At 67.4% G+C, this 25,924-nt stretch carries 23 protein-coding genes; 15 read left to right on the top strand and 8 right to left on the bottom strand.

Going from position 1 to position 25,924, the window contains the following annotated elements; all coding sequences use genetic code 11:
* The 11 genes from A5781_RS07660 to proB form a co-directional block, all read left to right on the top strand.
* The coding region (locus A5781_RS07660) for a transglycosylase family protein (protein WP_231990660.1) at positions 1-334 on the top strand (334 nt) is incomplete at its 5' end.
* A gap of 79 nt (positions 335-413) precedes the next feature.
* Entirely contained in the window at positions 414-1,673 is a 1,260-nt protein-coding gene (locus tag A5781_RS07655) for a trans-acting enoyl reductase family protein (RefSeq protein WP_067203428.1), read from the top strand.
* Between the two features lie 62 nt (positions 1,674-1,735).
* Positions 1,736-4,390 (top strand): valine--tRNA ligase, encoded by a 2,655-nt coding sequence (locus tag A5781_RS07650; RefSeq protein WP_067203425.1) that lies wholly within the window; start codon positions 1,736-1,738, stop codon positions 4,388-4,390.
* Between the two features lie 10 nt (positions 4,391-4,400).
* Complete coding sequence (locus A5781_RS07645) at positions 4,401-5,846, top strand: folylpolyglutamate synthase/dihydrofolate synthase family protein (RefSeq protein ID WP_067203422.1); 1,446 nt, start codon at positions 4,401-4,403, stop codon at positions 5,844-5,846.
* A complete protein-coding gene (locus A5781_RS07640; protein WP_067203420.1) occupies positions 5,843-6,193 on the top strand; it encodes a DUF4233 domain-containing protein in 351 nt (116 codons plus the stop codon). Before A5781_RS07645 ends, A5781_RS07640 begins: the two co-directional genes overlap by 4 nt.
* Positions 6,194-6,266: 73 nt before the next feature.
* Positions 6,267-6,677, top strand: coding sequence for a nucleoside-diphosphate kinase (gene ndk / locus A5781_RS07635; protein WP_067203418.1), 411 nt, complete (start codon positions 6,267-6,269; stop codon positions 6,675-6,677).
* A gap of 329 nt (positions 6,678-7,006) precedes the next feature.
* Complete coding sequence (locus A5781_RS07630) at positions 7,007-9,835, top strand: Rne/Rng family ribonuclease (RefSeq protein WP_067203416.1); 2,829 nt, start codon at positions 7,007-7,009, stop codon at positions 9,833-9,835.
* A 214-nt stretch (positions 9,836-10,049) separates the two neighbouring features.
* Positions 10,050-10,361: a 50S ribosomal protein L21 gene (gene rplU, locus A5781_RS07625; RefSeq protein WP_007169506.1), complete on the top strand. Its 312-nt coding sequence runs from the start codon at positions 10,050-10,052 to the stop codon at positions 10,359-10,361.
* Positions 10,362-10,376: 15 nt separating this feature from the next.
* Positions 10,377-10,631, top strand: a complete 255-nt coding sequence (rpmA, locus tag A5781_RS07620; RefSeq protein WP_046186480.1) for a 50S ribosomal protein L27 — start codon at positions 10,377-10,379, stop codon at positions 10,629-10,631.
* Between the two features lie 95 nt (positions 10,632-10,726).
* A complete protein-coding gene (gene obgE, locus A5781_RS07615) occupies positions 10,727-12,169 on the top strand; it encodes a GTPase ObgE (protein ID WP_067203414.1) in 1,443 nt (480 codons plus the stop codon).
* Entirely contained in the window at positions 12,166-13,269 is a 1,104-nt protein-coding gene (proB, locus tag A5781_RS07610; RefSeq protein ID WP_067203412.1) for a glutamate 5-kinase, read from the top strand. The genes obgE and proB overlap by 4 nt, the downstream gene beginning before the upstream one ends.
* A 5-nt stretch (positions 13,270-13,274) precedes the next feature.
* Here the strand turns inward: proB and A5781_RS07605 are convergent, their stop codons facing one another.
* The 3 genes from A5781_RS07605 to A5781_RS07595 form a co-directional block, all read right to left on the bottom strand.
* Positions 13,275-13,706 (bottom strand): DUF5313 domain-containing protein, encoded by a 432-nt coding sequence (locus tag A5781_RS07605; protein ID WP_067203409.1) that lies wholly within the window; start codon positions 13,704-13,706, stop codon positions 13,275-13,277.
* 22 nt (positions 13,707-13,728) lie between these two features.
* A complete protein-coding gene (locus A5781_RS07600) occupies positions 13,729-14,220 on the bottom strand; it encodes a MarR family winged helix-turn-helix transcriptional regulator (RefSeq protein ID WP_067203406.1) in 492 nt (163 codons plus the stop codon).
* Between the two features lie 76 nt (positions 14,221-14,296).
* Positions 14,297-14,947: a TetR/AcrR family transcriptional regulator gene (locus tag A5781_RS07595; RefSeq protein WP_067203402.1), complete on the bottom strand. Its 651-nt coding sequence runs from the start codon at positions 14,945-14,947 to the stop codon at positions 14,297-14,299.
* Between the two features lie 105 nt (positions 14,948-15,052).
* On the opposite strand from A5781_RS07595, the gene A5781_RS07590 reads away from it, so the two are divergent.
* Positions 15,053-16,330, top strand: coding sequence for a cytochrome P450 (locus A5781_RS07590; protein WP_067203399.1), 1,278 nt, complete (start codon positions 15,053-15,055; stop codon positions 16,328-16,330).
* On the opposite strand, the gene A5781_RS07585 is transcribed toward A5781_RS07590, so the two are convergent.
* Together A5781_RS07585 and A5781_RS07580 are read right to left on the bottom strand one after the other, a co-directional pair.
* On the bottom strand, positions 16,327-17,175 hold the full coding sequence (locus A5781_RS07585) for an NAD-dependent protein deacetylase (RefSeq protein ID WP_067203397.1): 849 nt from the start codon (positions 17,173-17,175) through the stop codon (positions 16,327-16,329). The two genes, A5781_RS07590 and A5781_RS07585, sit on opposite strands and share 4 nt — an antisense overlap.
* 28 nt (positions 17,176-17,203) lie before the next feature.
* Positions 17,204-17,743, bottom strand: coding sequence for a cysteine hydrolase family protein (locus A5781_RS07580; protein WP_067203394.1), 540 nt, complete (start codon positions 17,741-17,743; stop codon positions 17,204-17,206).
* A gap of 59 nt (positions 17,744-17,802) precedes the next feature.
* On the opposite strand from A5781_RS07580, the gene A5781_RS07575 reads away from it, so the two are divergent.
* Positions 17,803-19,845, top strand: a complete 2,043-nt coding sequence (locus A5781_RS07575; RefSeq protein WP_067203392.1) for an NAD(+) synthase — start codon at positions 17,803-17,805, stop codon at positions 19,843-19,845.
* 48 nt (positions 19,846-19,893) lie between these two features.
* On the opposite strand, the gene A5781_RS07570 is transcribed toward A5781_RS07575, so the two are convergent.
* The 3 genes from A5781_RS07570 to A5781_RS07560 all read right to left on the bottom strand — a co-directional run bounded on the left by A5781_RS07570 (position 19,894) and on the right by A5781_RS07560 (position 22,023).
* Entirely contained in the window at positions 19,894-20,301 is a 408-nt protein-coding gene (locus tag A5781_RS07570) for a hypothetical protein (protein WP_067203389.1), read from the bottom strand.
* A 111-nt stretch (positions 20,302-20,412) separates the two neighbouring features.
* Positions 20,413-21,282 (bottom strand): ribokinase, encoded by an 870-nt coding sequence (locus A5781_RS07565; RefSeq protein WP_067203387.1) that lies wholly within the window; start codon positions 21,280-21,282, stop codon positions 20,413-20,415.
* Between the two features lie 63 nt (positions 21,283-21,345).
* Positions 21,346-22,023 (bottom strand): cation transporter, encoded by a 678-nt coding sequence (locus A5781_RS07560; RefSeq protein ID WP_082939249.1) that lies wholly within the window; start codon positions 22,021-22,023, stop codon positions 21,346-21,348.
* A 149-nt stretch (positions 22,024-22,172) separates the two neighbouring features.
* Between A5781_RS07560 and A5781_RS07555 the strand changes: the two genes are divergently transcribed.
* On the top strand, positions 22,173-24,413 hold the full coding sequence (locus tag A5781_RS07555) for an adenylate/guanylate cyclase domain-containing protein (protein WP_082939248.1): 2,241 nt from the start codon (positions 22,173-22,175) through the stop codon (positions 24,411-24,413).
* Positions 24,410-25,855 carry a mechanosensitive ion channel domain-containing protein gene (locus A5781_RS07550; protein ID WP_067203381.1) on the top strand — a complete coding sequence of 482 codons (1,446 nt, stop codon included), beginning with the start codon at positions 24,410-24,412 and terminating at the stop codon, positions 25,853-25,855. Before A5781_RS07555 ends, A5781_RS07550 begins: the two co-directional genes overlap by 4 nt.
* Positions 25,856-25,924 lie beyond the last annotated feature (69 nt).

Here is a 25,924-nt window from a genome sequence, read left to right as displayed (position 1 = left end):
CAAGCCGGCGCCCGGCCCGCCGCCGCCGGCACCCGCGGGCTTCGACCCCAACCTGCCGCCGCCTCCGGGCCCGGAGGCGCCGCCGCCTCCGCCGGTCCACGCGTACAGCGTGAACTGGGACGCCATCGCGCAGTGCGAGTCGGGTGGCAACTGGGCGATCAGCACCGGTAACGGCTTCTCCGGCGGCCTGCAGTTCACCCCGAGCACCTGGCACGCCAACGGCGGGTCGGGTTCCCCCTCCGGCGCGAGCCGTGAGGAGCAGATCCGGGTGGCCGAGAACGTGCTGCACTCGCAGGGCATCGGCGCGTGGCCGGTCTGCGGGCGTCGCGGCTGACGATCTACAACGCAGTATTAAGTAGTGCCGGGCCACAGGCCCGGCACTACTTATCTGCGGGTCGGGTAGCGTCGGGCCCGTGACCGCAACGCCGCGCGAATTCGACATCGTGTTGTACGGGGCGACCGGCTTCGTCGGGAAGTTGACCGCCGAATACCTGGCCCGGTCCGCGCCTGGCACGCGGGTGGCGCTGGCCGGCAGATCCACCGACCGCTTGCGGGCCGTCCGCGACACGCTGGGTGAGTCCGCTCAGGCCTGGCCGCTTGTCGCCGCCGACGCATCGTCGCCGTCGACGTTGAATGAGATGGCGGCCCGCACCCAGGTCGTCATCACCACGGTCGGCCCCTATACGCGCTATGGGCTGCCGCTGGTGGCCGCGTGCGCGGCGGCGGGCACCGACTACGCCGACCTGACCGGCGAGGCGATGTTCGTCCGCGAGAGCATCGACCTGTACCACAAACAGGCCGCCGACACCGGCGCCCGCATCGTGCATGCCTGCGGATTCGATTCCGTCCCTTCGGACCTCAGTGTCTATGCGCTGTACCGGGCGGCGCGAGACGACGGCGCCGGAGAGCTCGTCGACACCGACCTCGTGGTCCGGTCCTTCTCGGGTGGGGTATCCGGCGGAACCGTCGCGTCGATGTTGGAGGTGCTGGACACGGCGTCCCGCGATCCTGACGCCCGCCGCCAACTCGCCGACCCGTACACGCTGAGTACCGACCGCAGCGCCGAACCGGAGATCGGGCTCCAGCCCGACCTGCCGTGGCGGCGTGGTCGCCAGATCGCGCCGGAACTGACGGGCCTGTGGACGTCGGGGTTCGTGATGGCCCCCTACAACACCCGTATCGTGCGGCGCAGCAACGCATTACTTGACTGGGCATATGGCCGCCGGTTCCGCTACACCGAGAGCATGAGCCTGGGGTCGTCGCCGCTGGCCCCGCTGGCATCGGCCGCGGTGGGCGGCGTCGCCAACGCCACCTTCGGATTGGGCAGCCGCTATTTTCGGCTGCTGCCCCGCCGGCTGGTGGAGCGCATCGTCCCCAAACCCGGGACCGGCCCCAGCGCGGCGGCGCGCGAGCGTGGCTACTACAAGATCGAGACCTACGCCACCACGACCACCGGCGCCCGCTACGTGGCGCGCATGGAGCAGCGCGGAGACCCCGGCTACAAGGCGACTTCGGTGCTGTTGGGGGAGTGCGCCCTTGCGCTCGCACTCGACCGCGACAAGCTGCCGAACCTGCACGGCGTCCTCACCCCCGCGGCCGCGATGGGTGACGCGCTGCTGGCCAGGTTTCCCGCCGCCGGTGTGACGTTGCAGGTCGACCCGCTCTCCGAGTGACCCGGCTCACCTGCGATTTGGGTACTTACAGCGGGGTAAACGGCGCTCCCTAGAATTGACGGGTGACCGCCAGCCGCAGCCCCGCCACCGACCTGCCCAAGTCGTGGGATCCCGCTGCCGCCGAAAGCGCGATCTACCAGAAGTGGCTCGATGCGGGCTACTTCGAGGCCGACCCGACGAGCGCCAAACCCGGATACTCGATCGTGCTGCCGCCGCCGAACGTAACCGGCAGCCTGCACATGGGCCACGCGCTGGAACACACCATGATGGATGCCCTGACTCGTCGCAAACGGATGCAGGGCTATGAGGTGCTGTGGCAGCCGGGCATGGACCACGCCGGCATCGCGACGCAGAGCGTGGTCGAAAAGCAGCTTGCGATCGACGGCAAGACCAAAGAGGACTTCGGCCGCGAGCTGTTCGTCGAAAAGGTCTGGGACTGGAAGCGCGAGTCCGGCGGTGCGATCAGCGGCCAGATGCGCCGGCTCGGCGACGGGGTGGCCTGGAGCCGCGACCGGTTCACCATGGACGAGGGCCTGTCGCGGGCGGTGCGCACCATCTTCAAGCGGCTCTACGACGCCGGCCTGATCTACCGCGCCGAGCGGCTGGTCAACTGGTCGCCCGTGCTCGAAACCGCGCTCTCCGACATCGAAGTCAACTACGAAGACGTCGAGGGCGAGCTGGTGTCGTTCCGCTACGGCTCGCTCGACGACTCCCAACCCCACATCGTGGTCGCGACAACGCGGGTCGAGACGATGCTCGGCGACACCGCCATCGCGGTTCATCCCGAGGACGAGCGGTACCGCTATCTGGTCGGCACCACCCTGCCGCACCCCTTCGTCGACCGGCAGCTCCTCATTGTCGCCGACGAACACGTGGACCCCGAATTCGGCACTGGCGCGGTCAAAGTCACGCCCGCCCACGATCCGAACGACTTCGAAATCGGCCTGCGGCACCAACTGCCGATGCTCTCGATCATGGACACCAAGGGCCGGATCGCCGACACCGGAACGCAATTCGACGGCATGGACCGATTCGAGGCCCGGGTCGCGGTGCGCGAGGCGCTGGCCGCCGAAGGCCGTGTCGTCGCGGAGAAGCGCCCATACCTGCACAGCGTCGGGCATTCGGAACGCAGTGGTGAGCCGATCGAGCCTCGGCTGTCGCTGCAATGGTGGGTCCGGGTGGAATCGCTGGCCAAGGCCGCCGGCGATGCGGTTCGCAACGGGGACACCGTGATTCACCCCGCCAGCCTGGAGCCACGCTGGTTCGCCTGGGTCGACGACATGCACGACTGGTGCATCTCGCGGCAGCTGTGGTGGGGCCATCGCATCCCGATCTGGTACGGCCCCAACGGGGAGCAGGTGTGCGTCGGCGCCGACGAGACGGCGCCGGAGGGCTGGGAGCAAGACCCCGACGTGCTGGACACGTGGTTCTCCTCGGCCCTGTGGCCGTTCTCCACGCTGGGCTGGCCGGAGCAGACCCCCGAGCTGGAAAAGTTCTATCCGACAAGCGTCTTGGTCACCGGATACGACATCCTGTTCTTCTGGGTGGCCCGCATGATGATGTTCGGCACCTTCGTCGGCGGCGACGACACCATCACGCTCGACGGTCGCCGCGGCCCACAGGTGCCGTTCACCGATGTGTTCCTGCATGGGCTGATCCGTGACGAATTCGGCCGCAAGATGAGTAAGTCCAAGGGCAACGTCATCGACCCGCTGGACTGGCTGGACACGTTCGGGGCCGACGCGCTGAGGTTCACCCTGGCCCGCGGCGCCAGCCCCGGCGGCGACCTGGCTGTCGGCGAGGACGCCGTCCGAGCGTCGCGGAATTTCTGTACCAAGCTGTTCAACGCCACCCGCTACGCGTTGCTCAATGGGGCGCAAGTAGCACCGTTGCCTGCGCAGGACGAGCTGACCGATGCCGACCGCTGGATCCTGGGACGGCTGGAAGAGGTTCGCGCCGAAGTCGATTCGGCCCTCGACGGGTACGAGTTCAGCCGCGCCTGCGAGGCGCTCTACCACTTCGCGTGGGACGAATTCTGCGACTGGTACGTCGAATTGGCCAAAACCCAGCTGGCCGAGGGGAACGCACACACCACCGCCGTGCTGGCCGCCGTGCTGGACACTCTGCTGCGGTTGCTGCACCCCGTCATCCCGTTCCTCACCGAGGCGTTGTGGCAGGCCCTGACCAACCAGGAGTCGCTGGTGATCGCCGACTGGCCGGAATCGTCGGGGATCGACCTGGATCCGGTTGCCACCCAACGGATCAGCGACATGCAGAGGCTGGTCACCGAGGTTCGCCGGTTCCGCAGCGATCAAGGCCTGGCCGATCGGCAGAAAGTGCCGGCCCGGCTCAACGGGATGGACAGCGCCGATTTGAGCACCCAGGTGGCCGCGGTGACATCGCTGGCCTGGCTCACCGCGCCGGGCGATGCGTTCGAGCCGTCGGTGTCGCTGGAGGTGCGGCTCGGTCCGGGCATGAACAGCACGGTCGTCGTCGAGCTCGACACCTCGGGCACCATCGATGTCGCCGCCGAGCGGCGCCGCCTGGAGAAAGACCTCGCCGCCGCGCAAAAGGAATTGGCCTCGACGACAGCCAAATTGGCCAACGAGGACTTTCTGGCCAAGGCCCCGCAGAAGGTCGTCGACAAGATCCGCGACCGCCAGCGGGTGGCGCAGGAGGAGACCGACCGGATCAACGCGCGGCTGGCCGGGCTGTGATGAGTGTTCGATGACCGAGCCCCCCGACTGGCCCGAGCGCGGCGAAGCCACCAGCCTGGCTCCCACCCCGGACGAGATCGCCTCCCTGTTGCAGGTCGAACACCTGCTGGACCAACGTTGGCCGGAGACGAAGATCGAGCCGAGTCTGACCCGGATCAGCGCGCTGATGGACTTGCTGGGCTCACCGCAACTGGCCTATCCGTCGATCCACATCGCGGGCACCAACGGCAAGACCTCGGTGGCGCGCATGGTCGACGCGCTGGTGACCGCGCTGCACGGTCGTACCGGGCGAACCACCAGCCCGCACCTGCAGTCGGCGGTTGAGCGGATCGCGATCGACGGTCGGCCGATCAGCCCGGCGCAGTACGTCGCGACGTATCGGGAGATCGAGCCCTTCGTGCAGATGATCGACGCGCAGTCGCACGCCGCCGGCGGCCCGGCGATGAGCAAGTTCGAGGTGCTGACCGCCATGGCGTTCGCCGCGTTCGCCGACGCGCCCGTCGACGTCGCGGTCATCGAGGTCGGCATGGGCGGGCGGTGGGACGCCACCAACGTCATCAACGCCCCGGTGGCGGTCATCACCCCGGTCGGCATCGACCACGTCGAATACCTCGGTGACGACCTCGCTGGCATCGCCGCCGAGAAGGCAGGCATCATCACGAAGGCTCCAGAAGGCGCACCCGACACCGTCGCCGTCATCGCGCGCCAGGCGCCCGAAGCGATGGAAGTGCTGCTGGCCCAAACCGTGCGGGCCGACGCCGCGGTGGCCCGCGAGGATTCGGAGTTCGCGGTTTTGGAGCGTCGGGTCGCGATCGGCGGGCAGGTGCTGCAGCTGCAGGGCCTCGGCGGGGTGTATTCCGACCTCTACCTTCCGCTACACGGCGAACACCAGGCGCACAACGCGGCGGTGGCACTGGCGGCGGTGGAAGCGTTCTTCGGCGCCGGGTCGCAGCGGCAACTCGATGTCGAGGCGGTGCGGGCCGGGTTCGCCGCGGTCACCAGCCCTGGCCGGCTGGAACGCATGCGCAGCGCGCCCACCGTCTTCGTCGACGCCGCGCACAACCCGGCCGGTGCGGCCGCACTGGCGCAGGCCTTGAGCGACGAATTCGACTTCCGCTACCTGGTCGGTGTGCTCAGCGTGCTGGCCGACAAGGACGTGAACGGCATCCTCGCGGCGCTCGAGCCGGTTCTGGATGCCGTCGTCGTGACCCACAACGGGTCGCCGCGGGCACTGGACGTCGAGTCGCTGGCGCTGGCGGCGGGCGAGCGGTTCGGGCCCGATCGGGTGTTTTCCGCTGAGAACCTGCGCGACGCCATCGACGCCGCAACCGCCCTGGTCGACGACGCGACGGTGGACGGGGAACCCGAAGCCTTCTCCGGCGCGGGAATCGTTATCACCGGGTCGGTCGTCACCGCCGGGGCGGCACGGACCCTGTTCGGTCGGGATCCGGAATGACCGACCAGAACCGGGCGGACCCCTGGAAGAGCTTCGGCGCGGTGATGGCCGCCACGCTCCTCCTGGAAGCGATCGTGGTGCTGCTGGCGATTCCGGTGGTCAGCGCCGTCGGCGGTGGACTGACGCCGGTGTCGCTGGGCTATCTGATCGGTGTAGCCGCGCTGCTCATCCTGCTGGGCGGGGTGCAGCGCAAACCCTGGGCCATTTGGGTGAACCTGGGTGTCCAAGTCCTCCTGCTCGCCGGCTTTTGCGTGTACCCCGGCGTCGGGATCATCGGGGTGCTGTTCACGGGATTGTGGGCGTTGATCGCGTACTTCCGGGCCGAGGTACGGCGCCGCCAGCGGTAGGGGGCAGCCCCCAAAGGCCCCCGCCGCACTCGCCGCCCGACCGATCGTCGCCCGGTTCTGTACGCTGTGCGCCGTGACCGAACGGACCCTGGTACTGATCAAGCCGGACGGCGTCGAGCGGCAGCTGGTAGGGGAAATCATCGGCCGCATCGAGCGGAAGGGCCTGATCCTCGCTGCGCTGGAGCTCCGGCGCGTCAGCGAAGACCTGGCCGCCGAGCATTACGCCGAGCACGAGGGCAAGCCGTTCTTCGGCTCGCTGCTGGAGTTCATCACCTCGGGCCCGGTGGTGGCGGCGATCGTCGAGGGACCGCGGGCGATCGCCGCGTTTCGGCAGCTCGCGGGCGGAACTGACCCGGTGGAGAAGGCCACACCCGGCACGATCCGGGGCGATTTCGGGCTGGAGACGCAGTTCAACCTCGTGCATGGGTCCGATTCGACCGAGTCCGCAAAGCGCGAAATCGCGCTCTGGTTTCCCGACGCGTAGCCCCCGGCTAACGGAGCCGCGCCGCGCCGCTGACGGCCCGTTCGCTCACGGGTTTGTGGGACTCGCCGAGTGATGTGGGATACTGACGGAGGGTGAACGTCGCCGGACCGGCTTCGGACACCCGAATGAAGACTTAGACAAGCGCGATCATCGCCACCCGGCGTTGGTGCGCGGCATGTCAGGCCATCATTCAGCACGGCGCCGAGTGCATTCCCCGCGAACCGCTCGGGGCGAGACCATCACAAGCCCGGGGGAAGTTAGCCGGGCCCATAGCGAAGCCCTCGCGTGGCCGCGTCGCAAGGACGCGCCCGGGGGCTTGAGGAGAATACGTGGTAGACGGTGCACCATCCGCAGAGTCATCCGAAGAGCCGACCCGGCACGACGAACTGCCGGACCGCCTGAGAGTCCATTCGCTGGCCCGAACGCTGGGAACGACCAGTAAGCGGGTGCTGGATGCGCTCAGCGCCCTGGACGGACGGATACGCAGCGCGCACTCCACCGTGGACCGTGATGACGCGGTCCGGGTACGCGATCTGCTGGCCGCCCAGCCCGAGGGGGGCGCCGAGGACGCCGAAGCCGGCGGCGAGAAGGTCCAAGCCGCGGCCGAGGAACCCGAATCCCGGCTGATGTTGGAGACGGCGGTCGAGCGGCCGCATTACATGCCGCTGTTCGTCGCGCCGCAGCCGGTAAGTGCTGAGGAAGACGACGGCAACGCCGACGACGATGCCGACTCCGACGATTCCGACGCCGACGACGAAGACGACGAGCAGGCCGATCGACCGGCCAACCGGCGGCGCCGCCGGGGCCGTCGCGGGCGCGGCCGCGGCCGGGGTGAGCAGGGCGGACCCGACAACCAGAACGACTCGGGCGACGACGACGAGCCGCAACAGCGGGGCCAGAAGGCGGGAGAGGCCGACTCCTCCGACGCCGACGCCGAGGACGACGACGGCGAAGACGACGAATCCGATGAATCCGACACCGGTGACGACGGTTCGGCGGAGGGCGGCAATCGCCGCCGCCGCAGGCGCCGGCGACGCAAGTCGGGCTCGGGCGACGACGGTGATGAAAACGCATCTCCGGACGATCCGCCCAACACGGTGGTGCACGAGCGGCCGTCCCGCGGCGGGAAGAACGGCGGCAATGGCGGAAATGGCTCGTCAAACGCCGAGATCAAGGGCATCGACGGGTCCACCCGGCTGGAGGCCAAGCGACAGCGGCGCCGAGACGGCCGCGACGCCGGACGGCGTCGTCCGCCGGTACTGAGCGAGGCGGAGTTCCTGGCGCGCCGCGAGGCCGTCGAACGGATCATGGTCGTGCGCGACAGGGTCCGCACCGAGCCGCCGCATCAGGGGGCGCGCTACACCCAGATCGCCGTGCTCGAGGACGGCATCGTCGTCGAGCACTTCGTGACCTCGGCCGCGTCCGCCTCGCTGGTGGGCAACATCTACCTCGGGATCGTGCAGAACGTCCTGCCGTCGATGGAGGCGGCGTTCGTCGACATCGGCCGCGGCCGCAACGGCGTGCTCTACGCCGGCGAGGTCAACTGGGAAGCCGCCGGCCTGGGCGGGTCCGACCGCAAGATCGAACAGGCGCTCAAACCGGGCGATTACGTTGTGGTACAGGTCAGCAAGGACCCCGTCGGGCACAAGGGCGCCCGGCTGACCACCCAGGTGTCGCTGGCCGGCCGGTACCTGGTCTACGTGCCGGGCGCGTCGTCGACCGGGATCAGCCGCAAGCTGCCCGACACCGAACGGCAGCGGCTGAAAGAAATCCTGCGCGAAGTGGTGCCGTCCGATGCCGGGGTGATCATCCGTACCGCATCCGAGGGCGTCAAAGAGGACGACATCCGCAACGACGTCACCCGGCTGCAGGAGCGCTGGAAGCAAATCGAGGCCAAGGCGGCCGAGATCACCGAGAAGGCCGCCGGCGCGGCGGTGGCGCTCTATGAAGAGCCCGACGTGCTGGTCAAGGTCATCCGTGACCTGTTCAACGAGGACTTCGCCGGCCTCATCGTCTCCGGCGACGAGGCGTGGACGACGATCACCGACTATGTGAATTCCGTTGCGCCCGACCTGGTTTCAAAGCTGAACAAGTACGAACCGCCCAGCGGCGCCGACGGTCAGCCGGGGCCCGACGTCTTCGCGGTGCATCGCATCGACGAGCAACTCGCCAAGGCGATGGAGCGCAAGGTCTGGCTGCCCTCGGGCGGCACGCTGGTGATCGACCGGACCGAGGCCATGACGGTGGTCGATGTCAACACCGGCAAGTTCACCGGGTCCGGCGGCAACCTCGAGCAGACGGTCACCAAGAACAACCTGGAGGCGGCCGAGGAGATCGTCCGCCAGCTCCGGCTTCGTGACATCGGCGGCATCGTGGTCATCGACTTCATCGACATGGTCCTCGAGTCCAACCGCGACTTGGTGTTGCGGCGGCTCACCGAAGCGCTGGCCCGCGACCGCACCCGCCATCAGGTATCCGAGGTGACGTCGCTCGGCCTGGTCCAGCTGACCCGCAAGCGCTTGGGTACCGGGCTGATCGAGGCCTTCTCGACGTCGTGCACCCACTGCGGCGGCCGGGGGATCGTGCTGCACACCGACCCGGTGGACTCAGCCCCCTCGAACGGGCGCAAGTCGGAGTCCGGTGGTCGGCGCGGCAGGCGCTCCAAGAAGAAGGGGGCCGAGGAGCCGGTGGTGGCCAAGGTGCCCGCGCACGCTCCCGGCGAGCACCCGATGTTCAAGGCGATGGCCGCCGGCGGGTCCGCGCAGGGCGAGCGTGACGACGAAGAATCCGACGAGTCCGCCGAGGAAGCGACCGACGACTTCGACGAGCGGAAGCAACGGGACGTGGCCGACGAGGAGGACACCGACCAAGAGGACTTCGAGGAGTCTGACGAAGACACTGACGAAGACACCGACGACTCTGAGGACGATCTCGACGACGATGACGAGGATCTCGACGACGAGGAGGACCTTGACGAGGACGACGAGGACCTCGAGATGGACGACGACGACTTGGACGTCGAGGACGATTCCGACTCGGATGACTCCGATTCCGACGAGGATTCCGAAAGGTCCGTCAACGGCGGACCGGGCTTCGGACGTCCGCGGCGGCGCCGCGCGGCGGGCAGACCGGCGGGCCCGCCCATCAACGCGGACTGACCTGGACCAGTTTGACCCTGTAGCCGCTGGTCAAGTACCCTAGGACAGTTGTCGTCAGGCCGGGTGGACTTTGGCCGGCGACAGCGGGACTCCCGGGCAGCCGGCGCAGACCCGCAACCCAGACCCACTTAGCTTTGTCCGAGCGCACCGCCGGTGGCTCGCGCGCGAAGAGCCGAAGAAGCGGCTGAGCACAGGAAAGAAGGCAGGAGCAACGATGGCGACCTACGCAATCGTCAAGACGGGCGGCAAGCAGTACAAGGTCGCCGTCGGGGACGTGGTCAAGGTCGAGAAGCTCGACTCCGACCCGGGCGCGAACGTGTCGCTCCCCGTCACGCTGGTCGTGGACGGCGCGAAGGTGACCACCGACGCCGCCGCGCTGGCCAAGGTGGCGGTGACCGGCGAGGTGCTCGAGCACACCAAGGGCCCCAAGATCCGTATCCACAAGTTCAGGAACAAGACCGGCTACCACAAGCGTCAGGGGCACCGTCAGCAGCTGACGGTCCTGAAGGTCACCGGAATCAAGTAGCGGGAGGCGACAGACATGGCACACAAGAAGGGCGCTTCCAGCTCGCGCAACGGCCGGGATTCCGCCGCTCAGCGGCTCGGCGTGAAGCGGTTCGGCGGCCAGATCGTCAAGGCGGGCGAGATCATCGTTCGCCAGCGTGGCACGAAGTTCCATCCCGGCCTGAACGTCGGACGTGGCGGCGACGACACGTTGTTCGCCAAGGCCGCCGGAGCCGTCGAGTTCGGTATCAAGCGCGGCCGCAAAACCGTCAGCATCACGCCCCAGGTCTAGGCCTCACGAGCCGGGGGCACCGCCCCGGGCGGGGAACGTTGCGGCGGCTTCGCGAGGTATTCGCCCTGGCGTGACATTCGAAGGGCTGGTATTCGATGCCTCGATTTGTCGATCGGGTCGTCATCCATGCGCGCGCGGGTTCCGGCGGTAACGGCTGCGCGTCGGTCCATCGCGAGAAATTCAAGCCGCTGGGCGGTCCCGACGGCGGCAATGGCGGCCGCGGCGGCAGCATCGTGTTCGTCGTCGACCCGCAAGTCCACACCTTGCTGGACTTCCACTTCCATCCGCACGTCACCGCGCCGTCGGGCAAACAGGGGATGGGCAACAACCGCGACGGTGCGGCCGGCGCGGACATGGAAGTCAAAGTTCCCGACGGCACCGTGGTCTTGGACGAAAACGGCCGGCTGCTGGCAGATCTGGTGGGTGCGGGCACCCGATTCGAAGCCGCGGCCGGTGGCCGTGGCGGCCTGGGCAACGCCGCACTCGCGTCGCGTGCCCGCAAGGCCCCCGGCTTCGCGCTGCTCGGTGAGCAGGGCGAAGCGCGGGACCTGACGCTCGAGCTCAAGACCGTCGCCGACGCCGGCCTCATCGGTTTTCCGTCGGCGGGGAAATCGTCACTGGTGTCGGCGATCTCGGCAGCCAAACCGAAGATCGCGGACTATCCGTTCACCACGCTGGTGCCCAACCTCGGTGTGGTGTCGGCGGGCGAGCACACCTTCACCGTCGCCGATGTGCCGGGCCTGATTCCCGGCGCATCGCAGGGCCGTGGCCTCGGCCTTGATTTCCTTCGGCACATCGAGCGCTGCGCCGTGCTGGTGCACGTCGTCGACTGCGCCACCGCCGAGCCGGGCCGCGACCCGATGTCCGACATCGACGCGTTGGAAGCCGAACTCGCCGCATATACGCCTACCCTGCAAGGCGATTCGACCCTGGGCGATCTCGCCGAGCGGCCACGGGCGGTGGTTCTCAACAAGATCGACGTGCCCGAGGCGCGGGAACTCGCCGAATTCGTCCGCGACGACATCGCCGAACGCGGCTGGCCGGTGTTCCTGGTGTCGACGGTGTCGCGGGAAGGCCTGCAGCCGTTGATTTTCGGGCTGTGGCGAATGATCTCGGAATACAACGCCGCCCGCCCGCAGGTCGTGCCGCGTCGGCCGGTCATCCGGCCGGTTCCCGTCGACGACAGCGGCTTCACCGTCGAGCCGGACGGCGAGGGCGGCTTCGTGGTCACGGGCGCCCGGCCCCAGCGTTGGGTCCGGCAGACCAACTTCGACAACGACGAAGCCGTGGGCTACCTCGCCGACCGCCTGGCCCGGTTGGGCGTCGAGGATGAACTGCTGCGGCTGGGCGCGCAACCCGGGTGCGCCGTGACCATCGGGGACATGACATTCGACTGGGAGCCGCAAACGCCTGCGGGACAACATGTTGCGATGTCTGGGAGAGGCACCGATGTGCGGCTGGAACGCAGCGAGCGCACCGGGGCCGCGGAGCGCAAGGCCGCCCGCCGTCAGCGCCGCGAACGCGGTGACGAGTCGTGACCACGCACCGCGAAGCCATCCGGACCGCGCGCAGCCTGGTGGTCAAGGTCGGGACCAACGCGCTGACCACACCGTCCGGGGTGTTCGACGCGGGCCGGCTGGCCGGGCTGGCCGACGCCATCGAAACGCGCATGAAGGCGGGCACCGACGTCGTCATCGTCTCTTCGGGCGCCATCGCCGCCGGCATCGAACCGCTCGGATTAACCCGTCGCCCCAAGGATTTGGCGACCAAGCAGGCCGCGGCCAGCGTCGGGCAGGTCGCGCTGGTGAACGCGTGGAGTGCGGCGTTCGCGCGGTATGGCCGCACGGTGGGACAGGTGCTGCTGACCGCGCACGATATCTCCATGCGGGCCCAGCACACGAACGCCCAGCGCACCCTGGACCGGCTGCGGGCCCTGCACGCGGTGGCGATCGTCAACGAGAACGACACGGTGGCCACCAACGAGATTCGGTTCGGCGACAACGACCGGCTTTCGGCGCTGGTCGCTCACCTGGTCGGAGCCGAGGCCCTGGTGCTGCTCTCCGACATCGACGGTCTGTACGACTCCGATCCCCGAAAAACCCAGGGCGCCCGATTCATTGCGGAAGTCTCCGGCGCCGCGGATCTGACCGGCGTGGTTGCCGGGCCGGGCAGCGACTTGGGTACCGGGGGGATGGTGTCCAAGATGTCGTCGGCCTCGCTGGCCGCCGACGCGGGAGTGCCGGTCCTGCTCGCCGCCGCGGCCGACGCCGCGACCGCCCTGACCGATGCCTCGGTCGGCACGGTGTTTGCCGCCCGGCCCGTTCGGATGTCGGCCCGCCGGTTCTGGGTGCGGTATGCCGCCGAGGCGGCCGGCGCGCTGACCCTGGACGAGGGCGCGGTGCGTGCGGTGGTATCCCAGCGTCGCTCGTTGCTTGCGGCCGGCATCACCGCGGTGTCGGGCCGGTTCTACGCCGGAGACGTCGTCGAACTGCGCGGCCCGGACGCGGCCATGGTGGCCCGCGGCGTGGTGGCCTATGACGCGACCGAACTGGCGAGCATGATCGGCCGGTCAACCTCCGAGTTGCCGGGGGAGTTGCGCAGGCCCGCGGTGCATGCCGACGACCTGGTGGCGGTTTAAGGCGGCTAGCTGAAGGGGTTGCTGTTGTCCTGCCACGCCGCTGATTCGGGACGCGGCCCGTAACGCAGGGCGTAGTCCTCGTGCATCTTCGCTTGCTTCTTGTTCTTGAGCACGTCGACCAGGTTCGGGTTCAGGCCATGCTGCGCCAGCCGGTGCCGACGCCAGACCTTGTTCAACGCAAGCGAGATCAGCAGGGCCCAGGTGTAGAGCGGCACCGTCATCTCGGTGTGCACGTACAGCGAAGCGGGCAGCAGCCAGAAGGGCGCGAGAACCAACAGGGGTGGGATGGCCCACCGGATCATGTGCCGGCGCACGGCTCCCTTGCCCGCCAGATCGTTGGCGACCCACTCGCGCATCGAGCTGGGCAGGCACCGACCGTACGAGTAGGCGATGTGCTGCCAGAAGTTGGGTTTGGTGCGGGTCTTGGATTCGGTCACAGTGACTCCTATAGGCGGCGGGTTAGGACTGCAATGCGCCCGCTGCCAAGGCGGCCGCGTTGATGCGGGTCAGCACCTGGTGTAGGTGCTGAAGTTCGGCGAGGTCGACACCCAGACGCGCGACCACGGCGGGTGGAATTTTCAGCGCACGGCGCCGCAAGGCGGTGCCGCTGTCGGTGAGTTTGACGTCAGTGGAGCGCTCGTCGACGGTGCTTCGCGTACGGGTGATGAGGCCGAGCGCCTCCAAGCGCTTGAGCATCGGCGACAGCGTGGCCGGATCCATCTGCAACGTGGTCGCGATCTCCTTGACCGACAGCGCTTTTCGCTGTCCCGTTGCTGCCCGCTGGTGATCCCAGAGCGTCAGCATCACCAGGTACTGCGGGTGAGTCAGCCCCAACGGCTCCAGCAATGGCCGGTAGACCGCCAAAACGGCGCGGTTGGTCACGCCCAGCGCGAAGCAAACCTGCTGTTCGAGGGAAAGCGGGTCGATCTCCGGTGCGATCAGCGGCGCCATATTTATATGGTAGTCCAATAATTAGTGTCCTAACTATGTTGTTCTCGTCACAGACGGCCACCGGCTCCCCGGCGCCTCAGCGCACCGAGGCGGCCTTGAGATACAGTGCACCCCAGACGATCTCGGTCAACGTGGCGGCCATTTCCGCGTCATAGTCGTGCGGGTTCACCGGGAGGTTCTGCTGGCAGGCCCGCTCGACCATCCAGGTCAGTGCGTTGGCAGTGGTGGCCGCGGACAATTCCGGCCGGATCGAGCCATCGGCCTGCCCCTCCTCGATGACCCGGGTCATCCGCCCGGTGACCGCGGTCAACAGGTTGCGGTAGGTCGCCGCGACCAGCGGGTCATAACCGGCCATCTCGTTGAGCGCGACCAGCACCGGCTGGTGCCGCCGATAGCTGGCGATGATGCCGTCCATCGCGGCGCGGACGTCGCCCGGATCGTGCCGCCCGGCCACGCTCCACCAGCGATCCGCGCTGTCGGCGAGGTCGGCGAACACCTGGTTGGCCAGGCGGCGCAGCAGGTGCCCTTTGTCCTCGAAGTAGATGTAGAAGCTCGCGCGGGAAATTCCGGCCGCGCCAGACAGCCGGTCCACGCTGAGCTCGGTGAAGCTGGCGCCGTCGCGCATCAGCCGCTCAGTGGCGTCCAGCAGCCGGCGCTCGATCTGCTCGCGCCGCTGCTGACGTTCCTGTTCGCGGTTGGCCTGCGGCTTCCGGGTGACCGATGGCATCTTCCCAGCATAGAGCGCCGTTTGACGTCTTGACTAGACACTATGTCTAGGAATAGTGTCGCAGGGAGTCTGTGACCGACGTCATACGCAACGGAGGGATCACCAATGACCGTGATGACCGGGGTGTCGGGCACCGGGAAGCCCGGACGTGCCTACGACCCCATCGACCTGTCCTCGCGGGCGTTCTGGTCGACCACCGCGGCCGATCGCGAGCGTTCGTTCGCGGTGCTGCGGGCCGAACGCCCGGTGAGCTGGCACCCCCCGGTCGAAGACGCCCTGATGTCCGATCCCGACGATCCCGGCTACTGGGCGGTCACCCGGCGCGCGGACATCGTCTCGGTCAGCCGCAACAACGAGGTGTTCCTGTCCGGCAAAGGCGTGATTTTCGAGAACGTTCCCGTGGAACTGCTCGAGGCGTCGCAATCCTTCCTCGCGATGGACCCACCGCGGCACACCAAGCTGCGCAAGCTGGTCAGCGCGGCGTTCACCCCTCGGCAGGTCCGCCGCATCGAGGACTCGATCAAGGCGAACGCCAAGACCATCGTCGAAGAACTCCGGGCCGCCGGCAGCGGCGTCGATTTCGTCGAGCAGTGTTCCAAGCAGCTGCCCATCCGCACACTCTCGGACATGGTGGGGATCGAAGAATCCGAGCGCGAGCACGTGGCACGGGCCGCCGATGCGCTGGTGTCATGGGCCGACCCCATTTACCTCGGCGGGCGCAATCCGCTGGAGGTCCTGGTCGAGAATCAGATGTATCTGCACCAGGTTGCCGGCGCGCTGGCCGCGGAACGCCGCGAGCGGCCCGGCGACGACCTGTTCAGCGGCCTGGTGAACGCGGAGGTGGACGGCGACAGGCTTTCCGACGCCGACGTGGCCGCGTTCTTCGTGCTGCTCGCCGTGGCCGCCAACGACACCACCCGCCAGACCACCAGCCATGCGATGAAGGCGCTCACGGACTTTCCCGATCAGCGCGCCTGGCTCCTCGAGGATTTCGACAACCGGATTCCCATGGCGGTCGAGGAGTTCATCCGGTGGGCATCACCGGTGATGACCTTCCGGCGCACGGCGGCAACGGATGTCGAGCTGGGCGGCCAGACCATCCGGGCGGGGGAGAAGGTGGTGATGTTCTATCCGTCCGGGAACTGGGACACCGAGGCTTTCGACCACCCGGAGCGTTTCGACCTGAGCCGCAACCCCAACCCGCACGTCGGCTTCGGCGGCGGCGGGGTGCACTTCTGTCTCGGCGCGCATGTGGCCCGGGCGCAGCTGCGGGCCATCTTCGGCGAGTTGTTGCGGCAGCTGCCGGACATTCAGACGGGTGAGCCCACATACGTGGCGGGCAACTTCATTCACGCCGTGCGCAGCATGCCGTGCACGTTCTAACCCGCTGCTATCGGCGATAATTCGTCAGCCAGCAGCGTCAGCAGCTCCGAGCAGCCGCCGTCGACCTTGACGGTGGCCAGGTCATCCCCGCGGGTGCGGCCCCGGTTGATGATGGCGATAGGCCTGCCCAGCGCGGCGGCGTGACGCACGAATCGGTAGCCGGAGAACACAGTCAGCGACGAGCCGGTGACCAGCAGTGCATCGGCCTCGTCTACCAATGAATATGCTTGGTCGACAACCTCTTTGGCGACGCTTTCGCCGAAGTAGACGATGTCCGGCTTGAGCATTCCGCCACAGCACGGGCAGTCCAGGTAGCGGAACGACGTGGTATCGGCGACGACGGCATCGGCGTCGGGGGCCACCGCGAGGCCGCCGACCGCTTCGGCGCGCTCGGCGAATCCCGGGTTGAGCGTTTCCAGTTGTTCGGCCAGCGCGGCGCGGCTCATGGTGTATCCGCAGCCCAGGCAGACCACCCGCGCGTAGGTGCCGTGGAGATTGACGACGTTTTCGCTGCCGGCCTTGGTGTGCAGCAGGTCGACGTTCTGGGTGACTACCCCGGTCACCACCGAAGCGCGCTCGAGCGCGGCCAACGCCCGGTGACCGGCGTTGGGCATGGTGTCGTCCATGTGTCGCCAGCCGACGTGGTTGCGCGCCCAATACCGCTGCCGGAACGCCGGATCCGAGGTGAAGTGGCGGATCGTCATGGGATTGCTGGGCGGCGAATCAGGACCCCGGTAATCGGGAATGCCGGAATCGGTGGACAGCCCCGCCCCCGTCAGCACCGCCAGCCGGCGGCCGGCCAGCAACGCGACCAGTTCCGGCGATTCTGCGCGTCGGGTGGTCACCCCGTCCAGCGTACGGCCACCGAGGTGGCTAACCGAGGCACTCCGCGGCGGTGGTGAGCTCCGCGGACATGTTCTTCTCCATCATCTTCAGCGCCGCCGCCCCCAGCTCGGCGTCGATGCCGGCGACGGCGTCGGTCGGAATCACGACGGGAAAGTGGCGCACGTAGGCGTCAAGCGCGGTGTAGAGGATGCACTGCTCGGTGACCTGTCCCGCGATGACCAACCGCTTGGTCTCCAGGCGGTTCAGCAGGTACGCCAGCGCGGTCGCATAGAAGGCGCTGTGCCGGACCTTGGTCATCACCCGGCACTCCCCGGCCGGCACGATCGGCTTCACCAGATCGGGCCGCGCGCCGTCGAGCGCGGAGCTGACAATGTCGGAGAACTGGGCCGCGAAATCGCCGTAGTTGTCGTTGACGTATACCAGGTCCACGTCGTCGGATTCGCGTGCGCGCCGGACCAAATCGGCCAGCGGGTCGATGACGTTGGCGACATTGGGTATTAGTTCTTCAGCATCGGGATGCTGATAGGTGTTCATCATGTCGACCACGACCACGGCAGTATCGCTCATGATGGAGGGGATACCCGGCGGCCACGGGTTGACACAGGTCAGGCGACAATGGAAGGGCGATGGACTTTTACAACGCTTACAGTCAGGGCTTTGTCCGGGTCGCCGCGTGCACGCATCACACCACGCTCGGCGATCCGGCGGCCAACGCGGAGTCGGTCTTGCGGTTGGCGCAGGCTTGTCACGACGACGGCGCCGCGCTGGCCGTGTTCCCGGAGCTGACGTTGTCCGGGTATTCCATCGAGGACATCGTGATGCAGGACCTATTGCTCGATGACGTCGCAGCCGCCATCGAGAGCATCGTCGGGTCCTCGATCGATCTGCTGCCGGTTCTGGTCGTCGGTGCCCCACTGCGCTACCGCCATCGCATCTACAACACCGCGGTGGTCATCCACCGGGGCACGGTGCTCGGGGTGGTGCCGAAGTCGTACCTGCCCACCTACCGGGAGTTCTACGAGAGCCGCCAGATCGCGGCTGGAGACGACGAGCGCGGCACCATCCGGATCTGTGACGCCGACGTCCCGTTCGGCCCGGACCTGCTGTTCGCCGCATCGGATGTCCCCGATTTCGTGCTGCACGTCGAAATCTGCGAGGACATGTTCGTGCCGATTCCGCCCAGCGCGGAAGCGGCGCTGGCGGGCGCCACGGTGCTGGCGAACCTGTCCGGCAGTCCGATCACGATCGGCCGCGCAGAGGACCGCTGCCTGTTGGCCCGTTCGGCGTCGGCGCGGTGCCTGGCCGCCTACGTCTACGCCGCCGCGGGCGAGGGCGAGTCGACCACCGACCTGGCCTGGGACGGTCAGACCATGGTGTGGGAGAACGGTGAGCTGCTGGCCTCATCCGAGCGCTTCCCGAAAGGGGAGCGGCGCAGCATCGCCGACGTCGACATCGACCTGCTGCGGGCGGAACGGCTGCGCATGGGGACCTTCGACGACAACCGGCGCCACCACCGCGGGTCGGCCGAGTCGTTCCGGCACATCGACTTCCGGCTGGACCCGCCCGACGGCGATATTGGATTGCGCCGCGACATCGAGCGCTTCCCCTTCGTCCCCGCCGATCCGCAACGCCTGGAACAGGATTGCTACGAGGCCTACAACATCCAGGTTTCCGGGCTGGAGCAGCGGCTACGCGCGCTGAACTACCCGAAGATCGTCATCGGGATTTCCGGTGGCCTGGACTCGACCCACGCGTTGATTGTCGCCGCACGGGCGATGGACCGCGAAGAGCGGCCGCGCAGCGACATTTTGGCGTTCACGCTGCCCGGGTTCGCGACGGGCGATCGCACCAAACGCAATGCGATCGAGCTGTGCCGCGCGCTCGGGGTCACCTTCTCCGAAATCGACATCACCGAGACCGCAATGGTCATGTTCAAGGAGATCGACCATCCGTTCGGGCGCGGGGAGAAGGTTTACGACGTCACCTTCGAGAACGTGCAGGCGGGCCTGCGCACCGACTACCTGTTCCGGCTGGCCAACCAGCGCGGCGGCATCGTGCTCGGCACCGGTGACCTTTCCGAAATCGGGCTGGGCTGGTCGACCTACGGGGTGGGCGACCAGATGTCGCACTACAACGTTAATGGCGGCGTCCCGAAGACGCTCATCCAGCACCTGATCCGCTGGGTCATCTCGTCCGGCCAGTTCGAGTCCGACGTCACCGACGTGCTGCAGTCGGTGCTGGACACCGAGATCTCCCCGGAGCTCGTACCGAAAGGTGAAGAGGAAGAACTGCAGAGCAGCGAGGACAAGGTCGGACCGTATGCCCTGCAGGACTTCTCGCTGTTCCACGTGCTGCGCTACGGGTTCCGGCCGTCGAAGATCGCGTTCCTGGCATGGCACGCGTGGAGCAACCCCGAGCGGGGGAACTGGCCCCCGGGATACCCCGCCGACAAGCGACCGGTTTACTCGCTCAAAGAGATTCGGCATTGGCTCGGGGTCTTCGTGCAGCGGTTCTACTCGTTCAGCCAGTTCAAGCGCTCGGCATTGCCCAACGGCCCCAAGGTGTCGCACGGTGGTGCGCTGTCACCGCGCGGTGATTGGCGTGCCCCGTCGGACATGTCCGCGCGCATCTGGCTCGACGAGATCGAGCGGCAAATTCCCGAGGAGTAGCACGCTCCGAGCCCGCCCGGGATCGCCGGACGGGCCCCGAGCGTCCGCTCACGCCCTCGCGCGGCGCCAGCCCTGGTACTGCAGCTCCGCGAACACCAGCGTGTAGGCGCCCGCCGCCAGATTCAACGCGACGCCGGCCGAGGTCAGCGGGAAGACATCCGCGAGCACCAGAACGACGGAGGCCACCGTGTAGGCCACATTGGCGATGATGACGCCCATACCGGCGCGCAGTACCGATCGCATACTGGCGAGCCCGAACACGAGCACGCCGTAGCCGATCAAGAACGCGGCCATGGTGTATTCGAACGCCTTCGTGGTGCCCGAGAGCTCGGCGAGCCGGCCGGCCAACGGGATACCGGCCAGGCCGACCAGCCCGCTGATGGCGGCGTCGGCGCGCATGGCGAGGCGAAGCAGGCCGTCCCGGGTGCCCGTGCGGTCGATGGTGGTGGCGGACATTGATGTTCCTTTCGTCGATGGCTGACAACGATCGCCACTGACGCTGCTCGCAAACCACTGCCAGATCGACGCCAGACGCTGCCAACCACTGCCAACCGCAGGTCAGGCTGGTTATTCGAGCGCCGTGTCGATCGCTCGGGCATCCGGTGCGCAGTTGCCGGCGCCCGGCACCAGCGTCGCCAGCGCGCCCGCTGCGCAGGCGCGCCGCAACGCGCGCAGCCGCTGGGCAGGCGAACCGGGATGGGGCGGCCAGCTGCCGGCCAGCACTCCGGCGAACACGTCGCCGGCCCCGGTGGTGTCAATCGCGGCCACCGGGGGAGCGGGCACCAGGAATTCGCCGTCGACGCCGATGTACCGGGCGCCGCGCGCACCCAGCGTGGTCACCAGGTGACTGGGCCGCCACGGCCACTCGTCGGCCTCGGCTTCGTTGGCGATCACCACATCGGCCGCCGCCGCCAGCTCGGCCAGCGAGTCCCGGTCCCGGCCGGTCGGCGATGCATTGACAATGACGACCGCCCCGGCCGAACGGGCCTGCTGCGCCGCGGCCACCGCCGCCCGCACCGGAATTTCCAGCTGCGTCAATAACACATCGCAGCCGGCGATGACGCTTCGGACGGCCGTGGCATCCAGCGCCAGCCGACCGTTGGCGCCCGGCGCGACCACGATGGTGTTCTCGGCGTTGGCGTCAACGACGACGATCGCCGTGCCGCTCGGTCCGGGCGTTTCGGCGGTAGCGTCCAGGCCGACGCCGTTGTCCAGCAGGTGAGCGCGCAATTGCCCGCCGGCCGGGTCATCGCCGATCGCGCCGACGAATTGCACCCGTGCGCCGGCACGCGCCGCCGCCACCGCCTGATTACCGCCCTTACCGCCCGGCGCGTAGGTCAACGACGAGGCCAGCACCGTCTCGCCGGGGCGGGGAAGGGCATCGACGCGCATCGACAGGTCCATATTCACGCTGCCGACCACACAGACTCGTGCCATCACGTTGACCTTAGTCGTTCCAAGAGCCAAACCATCTGCGGTGCAGAGGGTTTGGCGCGTGCGTCAGCACGCGCACTCCTCACCACGCCACGCCCCGAAACCCTCCCGGACCGCAACGCCTGCGATGACGAGTCCGACGACCGGGTCCAGCCACCAGCCTGCCGGCCACACGGCGATGACGGCCAGCGTAAGAAGCACCGCGGCGGATTGCGCGGCGCACAAATAGTTTTGTGTGCCCTCCCCGGCGGTGGCCCGCGAGTCCAGGCGCCTGGCGAGCCGTTGCTTGGCCCAGCCGAGTAGCGGCATCAGGACCAGCGCTGCGGCGGTCAAGGCCATCCCGATCCATGTCGTCTCGGGGTGGGCCCCGGCGAGCAGGCTACGGACCGATTCGACGGCGATGTAGGGCGCAATGAGCCAGAACGAGGCGGCCACGCCGTGTTGCGCCCGGCGCTCCGAGGTCTCCGAGAGCGTGCGCGAACCCGTGAACCGCCACAGGACGATCACGCTCGCCAAGCCCTCGACCGCGCTGCCCAGCGCCCAGCCGATCAGCGAGACAGATCCGGCGGCGAACCCTTGCCACAGGCCGAGCGCGCCCTCGGCGCACATCCACAGCAGGCTCGACCACGCGAGCCATCGCGCGAAGCGCGCAGCCCGTACCCATTCGGCGTCGCGCTCCGGGCGTTGGATGGTTGTCACGTCGGTCGCCCCGCAACCGCAACCCTCCGCGCACCCATCGCTCATAGCGCCAAGGATAAGTGGGCTCCATTAGCTGAATGAAGGGGCGGCCAGCGTCAGCGTCGAATGCTTTGGCGCAATCGCCCATATCTTGAGACACGCGCGCTAGTGTGCTGCGTGAGCGATGCTGCGTGTCCGAGGAAGGGCGAAGTCGAGTGACATCGAGCGAGCTACAAGACGCTGAACCGGCTTCCAAGACCACACCGGAACATGCCGCGGGGCAGGCTCCGGCCGAAATGCCTGTGGCAGAGCAAGGCCAGGCCCGCAAGCGCCATAAGTTCCGCCGCCGTCGGCTTTTCCGGCTCGGCCTGCAATCCAAGCTTTTGCTGACACTGCTCGTCTGCAGCATCCTGTCCATCGGGGTGATCGCCTTCATCGGGGCGTCGTCGGGCCGCAACGCGCTGCGCCAAGTCGAGTCCGAGCGACTCACCGAACTGCGCGAGTCCCAGGCGCGGCAGGTGCAGTCGCTTTTCAAAGAGGTGACGAATTCCCTGATCGTCTACAGCGGCGGCTTCAGCATTGTCGAGGCGACGACGGCTTTCACCGACGGCTTCGCGCAGTTGTCCAACGCGACGATCACGCCGCCCCAGCAGCAGGCGCTCGTCAACTACTACGACAACAACATGATCAAACCGATCAAGCAGATGACCGGCGAGGAACTCGATCGCAACGCAATATTCCCGAGTTCCAACGCGCAGAAGTACCTTCAGGCGAATTACACCGCGCCGAACCCATCGATCGCCGAGGCGAGGAAGGTTGAGGACGCCGGCGACGGCAGCGCGTGGTCGGCGGCCAGCGCCCGTTACAGCTTCTACATGCGCAACATCGTCACCCGGTTCGAATACCCCGATGCGCTGTTGCTGGACATGCAGGGCAATGTCGTCTATTCGGTGAACAAGGGACCCGACCTCGGCACCAACATTCTCACCGGCCCGTACCGGGAATCCAATCTGCGCGAGGCATACCAGAAAGCGTTGCGCTCCAACGATGTCGAGTTCGTCTGGATCACCGACTTCCAGCCCTACCAACCGCAGCTCGACACCCCCACCGCGTGGGTGGTATCCCCGGTGGGAATGAACGGCAAATTGAACGGCGTCATGGCCCTGCCGCTGCCGATCTCGAAGATCAACAAGATCATGACCGCCGACAAGCACTGGGAGGCCGCCGGTATGGGGCCGGCAACGGAGACGTATCTGGCCGGCCCCGACAACCTGATGCGTTCCGACTCAAGGCTTTTCCTGGAGGACCCGGCCGAATACAAGCGCGAGGCCGTGGCATCGGGCACCCCGTCCGATGTCGTGGACGAAGCGATCCGGCTAGGTGGTACGACGCTGGTACAGCCGGTCCCGACCGCGGGCCTGCGCGCCGCCCAACGCGGACAGACCGGGGTCGTGAGCGCCACCGATTACCTGGGCAACAGGGAGTTGGAGGCCTACGCCCCGCTGACCGTGCCGAACTCCGATCTGCACTGGTCGATTCTGGCGACGCGGGACAACTCCGATGCCTTTGCGCGGCTGGGCAGGTTCAGCAGGACGCTGGTGCTGACGGTGGCAATCATGATCTTCGCCATCTGCGTGGCCTCGATGGTATTGGCCCAGTTGATGTTACGGCCGATCCGCCGGCTGCAGGCCGGTACGCAGAAGATCAGCTCCGGCGACTACGAGGTCAACATCCCGGTAAAGACACGCGACGAAATCGGAGAGCTGACTTCGGCTTTCAATGAGATGAGCCGCAATCTCGCGATCAAGGAGGAGTTACTCAACGAGCAGCGCCGGGAGAACGACCGCTTGTTGTTGGCGCTCATGCCCGAGTCTGTCGTCCAGCGGTATCGCGAGGGTCAGGAGACCATCGCAGAGGAACACCAGGACGTGGCCATCATCTTCGCCGAGATCGTCGGGCTCGACGAGGTTTCCGTGGATGTATCCGGCGACGAGTTGGTCGGGATCGTCGACGAACTGTTCCGGCAGTTCGATTCGGCAGCCGAATCGCTCGGCGTCGAACGGATCCGCACGTTCCACAACGGCTATCTCGCCAGCTGTGGGGTGGTCACGCCACGGCTGGACAGCATCCACCGCAGCGTCGACTTCGCCGTCGAAATACGCCACATCATCGAACGATTCAACAACCAAACCGGTCATGAGCTGCGGCTCCGAGTGGGCATCAACACCGGCAACGTCATCAGCGGACTGGTCGGCCGCTCGGGGCTCGTCTACGACATGTGGGGTGCCGCAGTAAGTCTGGCCTACCAAATGCAGAGTGGCGCAAATCAATCGGGGATTTACGTCACTTCGCAAATATATGAGGCGATGCGTGACGTGCGGCAGTTCACGCCGGCCGGCACCATCTCGGTCGGCGGAACCGACCAGGTGATCTACCGGTTGTCGGAGCGATCATGAACTTGTTCGGATCATCGTGGTTCTACTGGGCCATCGGCGTCGCGCTCGGATTCCCGGTCGTTTTGATTCTGCTGACCGAGGTGCACCGCGCGCTGGTCCGGCGAAACAGCCATTTGGCCAGGCAGGCAAGCCTGCTGCGGAACTACCTGCTGCCACTGGGCGCGCTGTTACTGCTGCTCGTCAAGGCTTCGCAGGTGTCGGCCGGAGATGGTTCGGTACGGATCCTCACCACAGTGTTCGGCCTGCTGGTGCTGGTGCTGGTGCTGTCGGCCCTGAACGCCACCGTGTTCGAGGGCGCGCCCGAAGAAAGCTGGCGCAAACGATTGCCCGCCATCTTCATCGACGTCGCCCGCTTCGGAGTGATAGGCGTCGGCCTGGCGCTGATGCTGTCGTTCATCTGGGGCGTTCGGATCGGTGGGTTGTTCACCGCGCTGGGCATCACGTCGGTGGTCATCGGCCTGATGCTGCAGAACTCCGTCGGCCAGATCGTGTCCGGCTTGTTCATGCTGTTCGAGCAGCCGTTCCGGATCAACGATTGGCTGGACACCGGAACGGCACGGGGCCGCGTCGTCGAAGTCAACTGGCGCTCCGTACACATCGACACCGGCAGCGGCATCCGCATCATGCCCAACTCGATGCTGGCCGGCACCTCGTTCACGAATCTCAGTCGCCCGTCCCGCGCGTACGACTGCGCGATCACCACCAAATTCGCGGCCGGCGATTCGCCGGACAAGGTGTGCGCGATGCTGAGCCGCGCCGCCGCCGCACTGCCGGCCCGCAAACCCGAAACCGTGCCAACCACGGTCGCTCTGGGTGGGGCCCAGTACCGTACGACCATCAGGCTGATGTCGCCTGCCGACGCCGAAACCACCGAAGCGACCTTCCTGCGCTGGGTTTGGTACGCCGCCCGGCGGGCGCGCCTGCGGCTCGACGGTGCCGACGACAACTACTCCACCAAGCAGCGTGTGGAGAAAGCGTTGCGCACGGTGGTGGCGCCGGCGTTGCGGCTGAGTCACACCGACCAGCAATCGTTGGTGCCATACGCGAAGCTCGTCCGCTACGGTGCCGACGAAATCATGGAGTCCGCCGGCCAGGTGTCGTCCGGGATGACCTTCTTGGTCGCCGGCCGGGTGCGGTTGACCGCGACGACCGAAGACGGGGCGGTGGTGCCGGTCAGCGTCCTCGACGAGGGATCGTTCCTCGGCCTGACCGCGCTGACCCGTCAGCCCAACCTCGCCGGCGCCTACGCACTGGACGAGGTGACGGCGCTGCAGATCGATCGTGAGCACCTCGAGCATCTGGTGCTGCGTAAGCCATTGCTGCTCCAAGACTTAGGCCGATTGATCGACGAGCGGCAAGCCAAGGTTCGGCAGGTGACGCGCCGCGAGCGGGTCGGGCCGGCCGGCGTCGAGGCACAACGGTCGGCGAAACAGCTGGGCTGACCCCGCGCGCGGCCGAATCTCGATCGCGGGCACGTTACGCGCGGAGCGGATGCCGTAATACCCGGGCCG

The organism is Mycobacterium sp. 852002-30065_SCH5024008 (assembly GCF_001665645.1).
Classification (GTDB): Bacteria; Actinomycetota; Actinomycetes; order Mycobacteriales; family Mycobacteriaceae; genus Mycobacterium; species Mycobacterium paraffinicum.
This window is presented reverse-complemented; position numbering and strand designations above follow the sequence as displayed.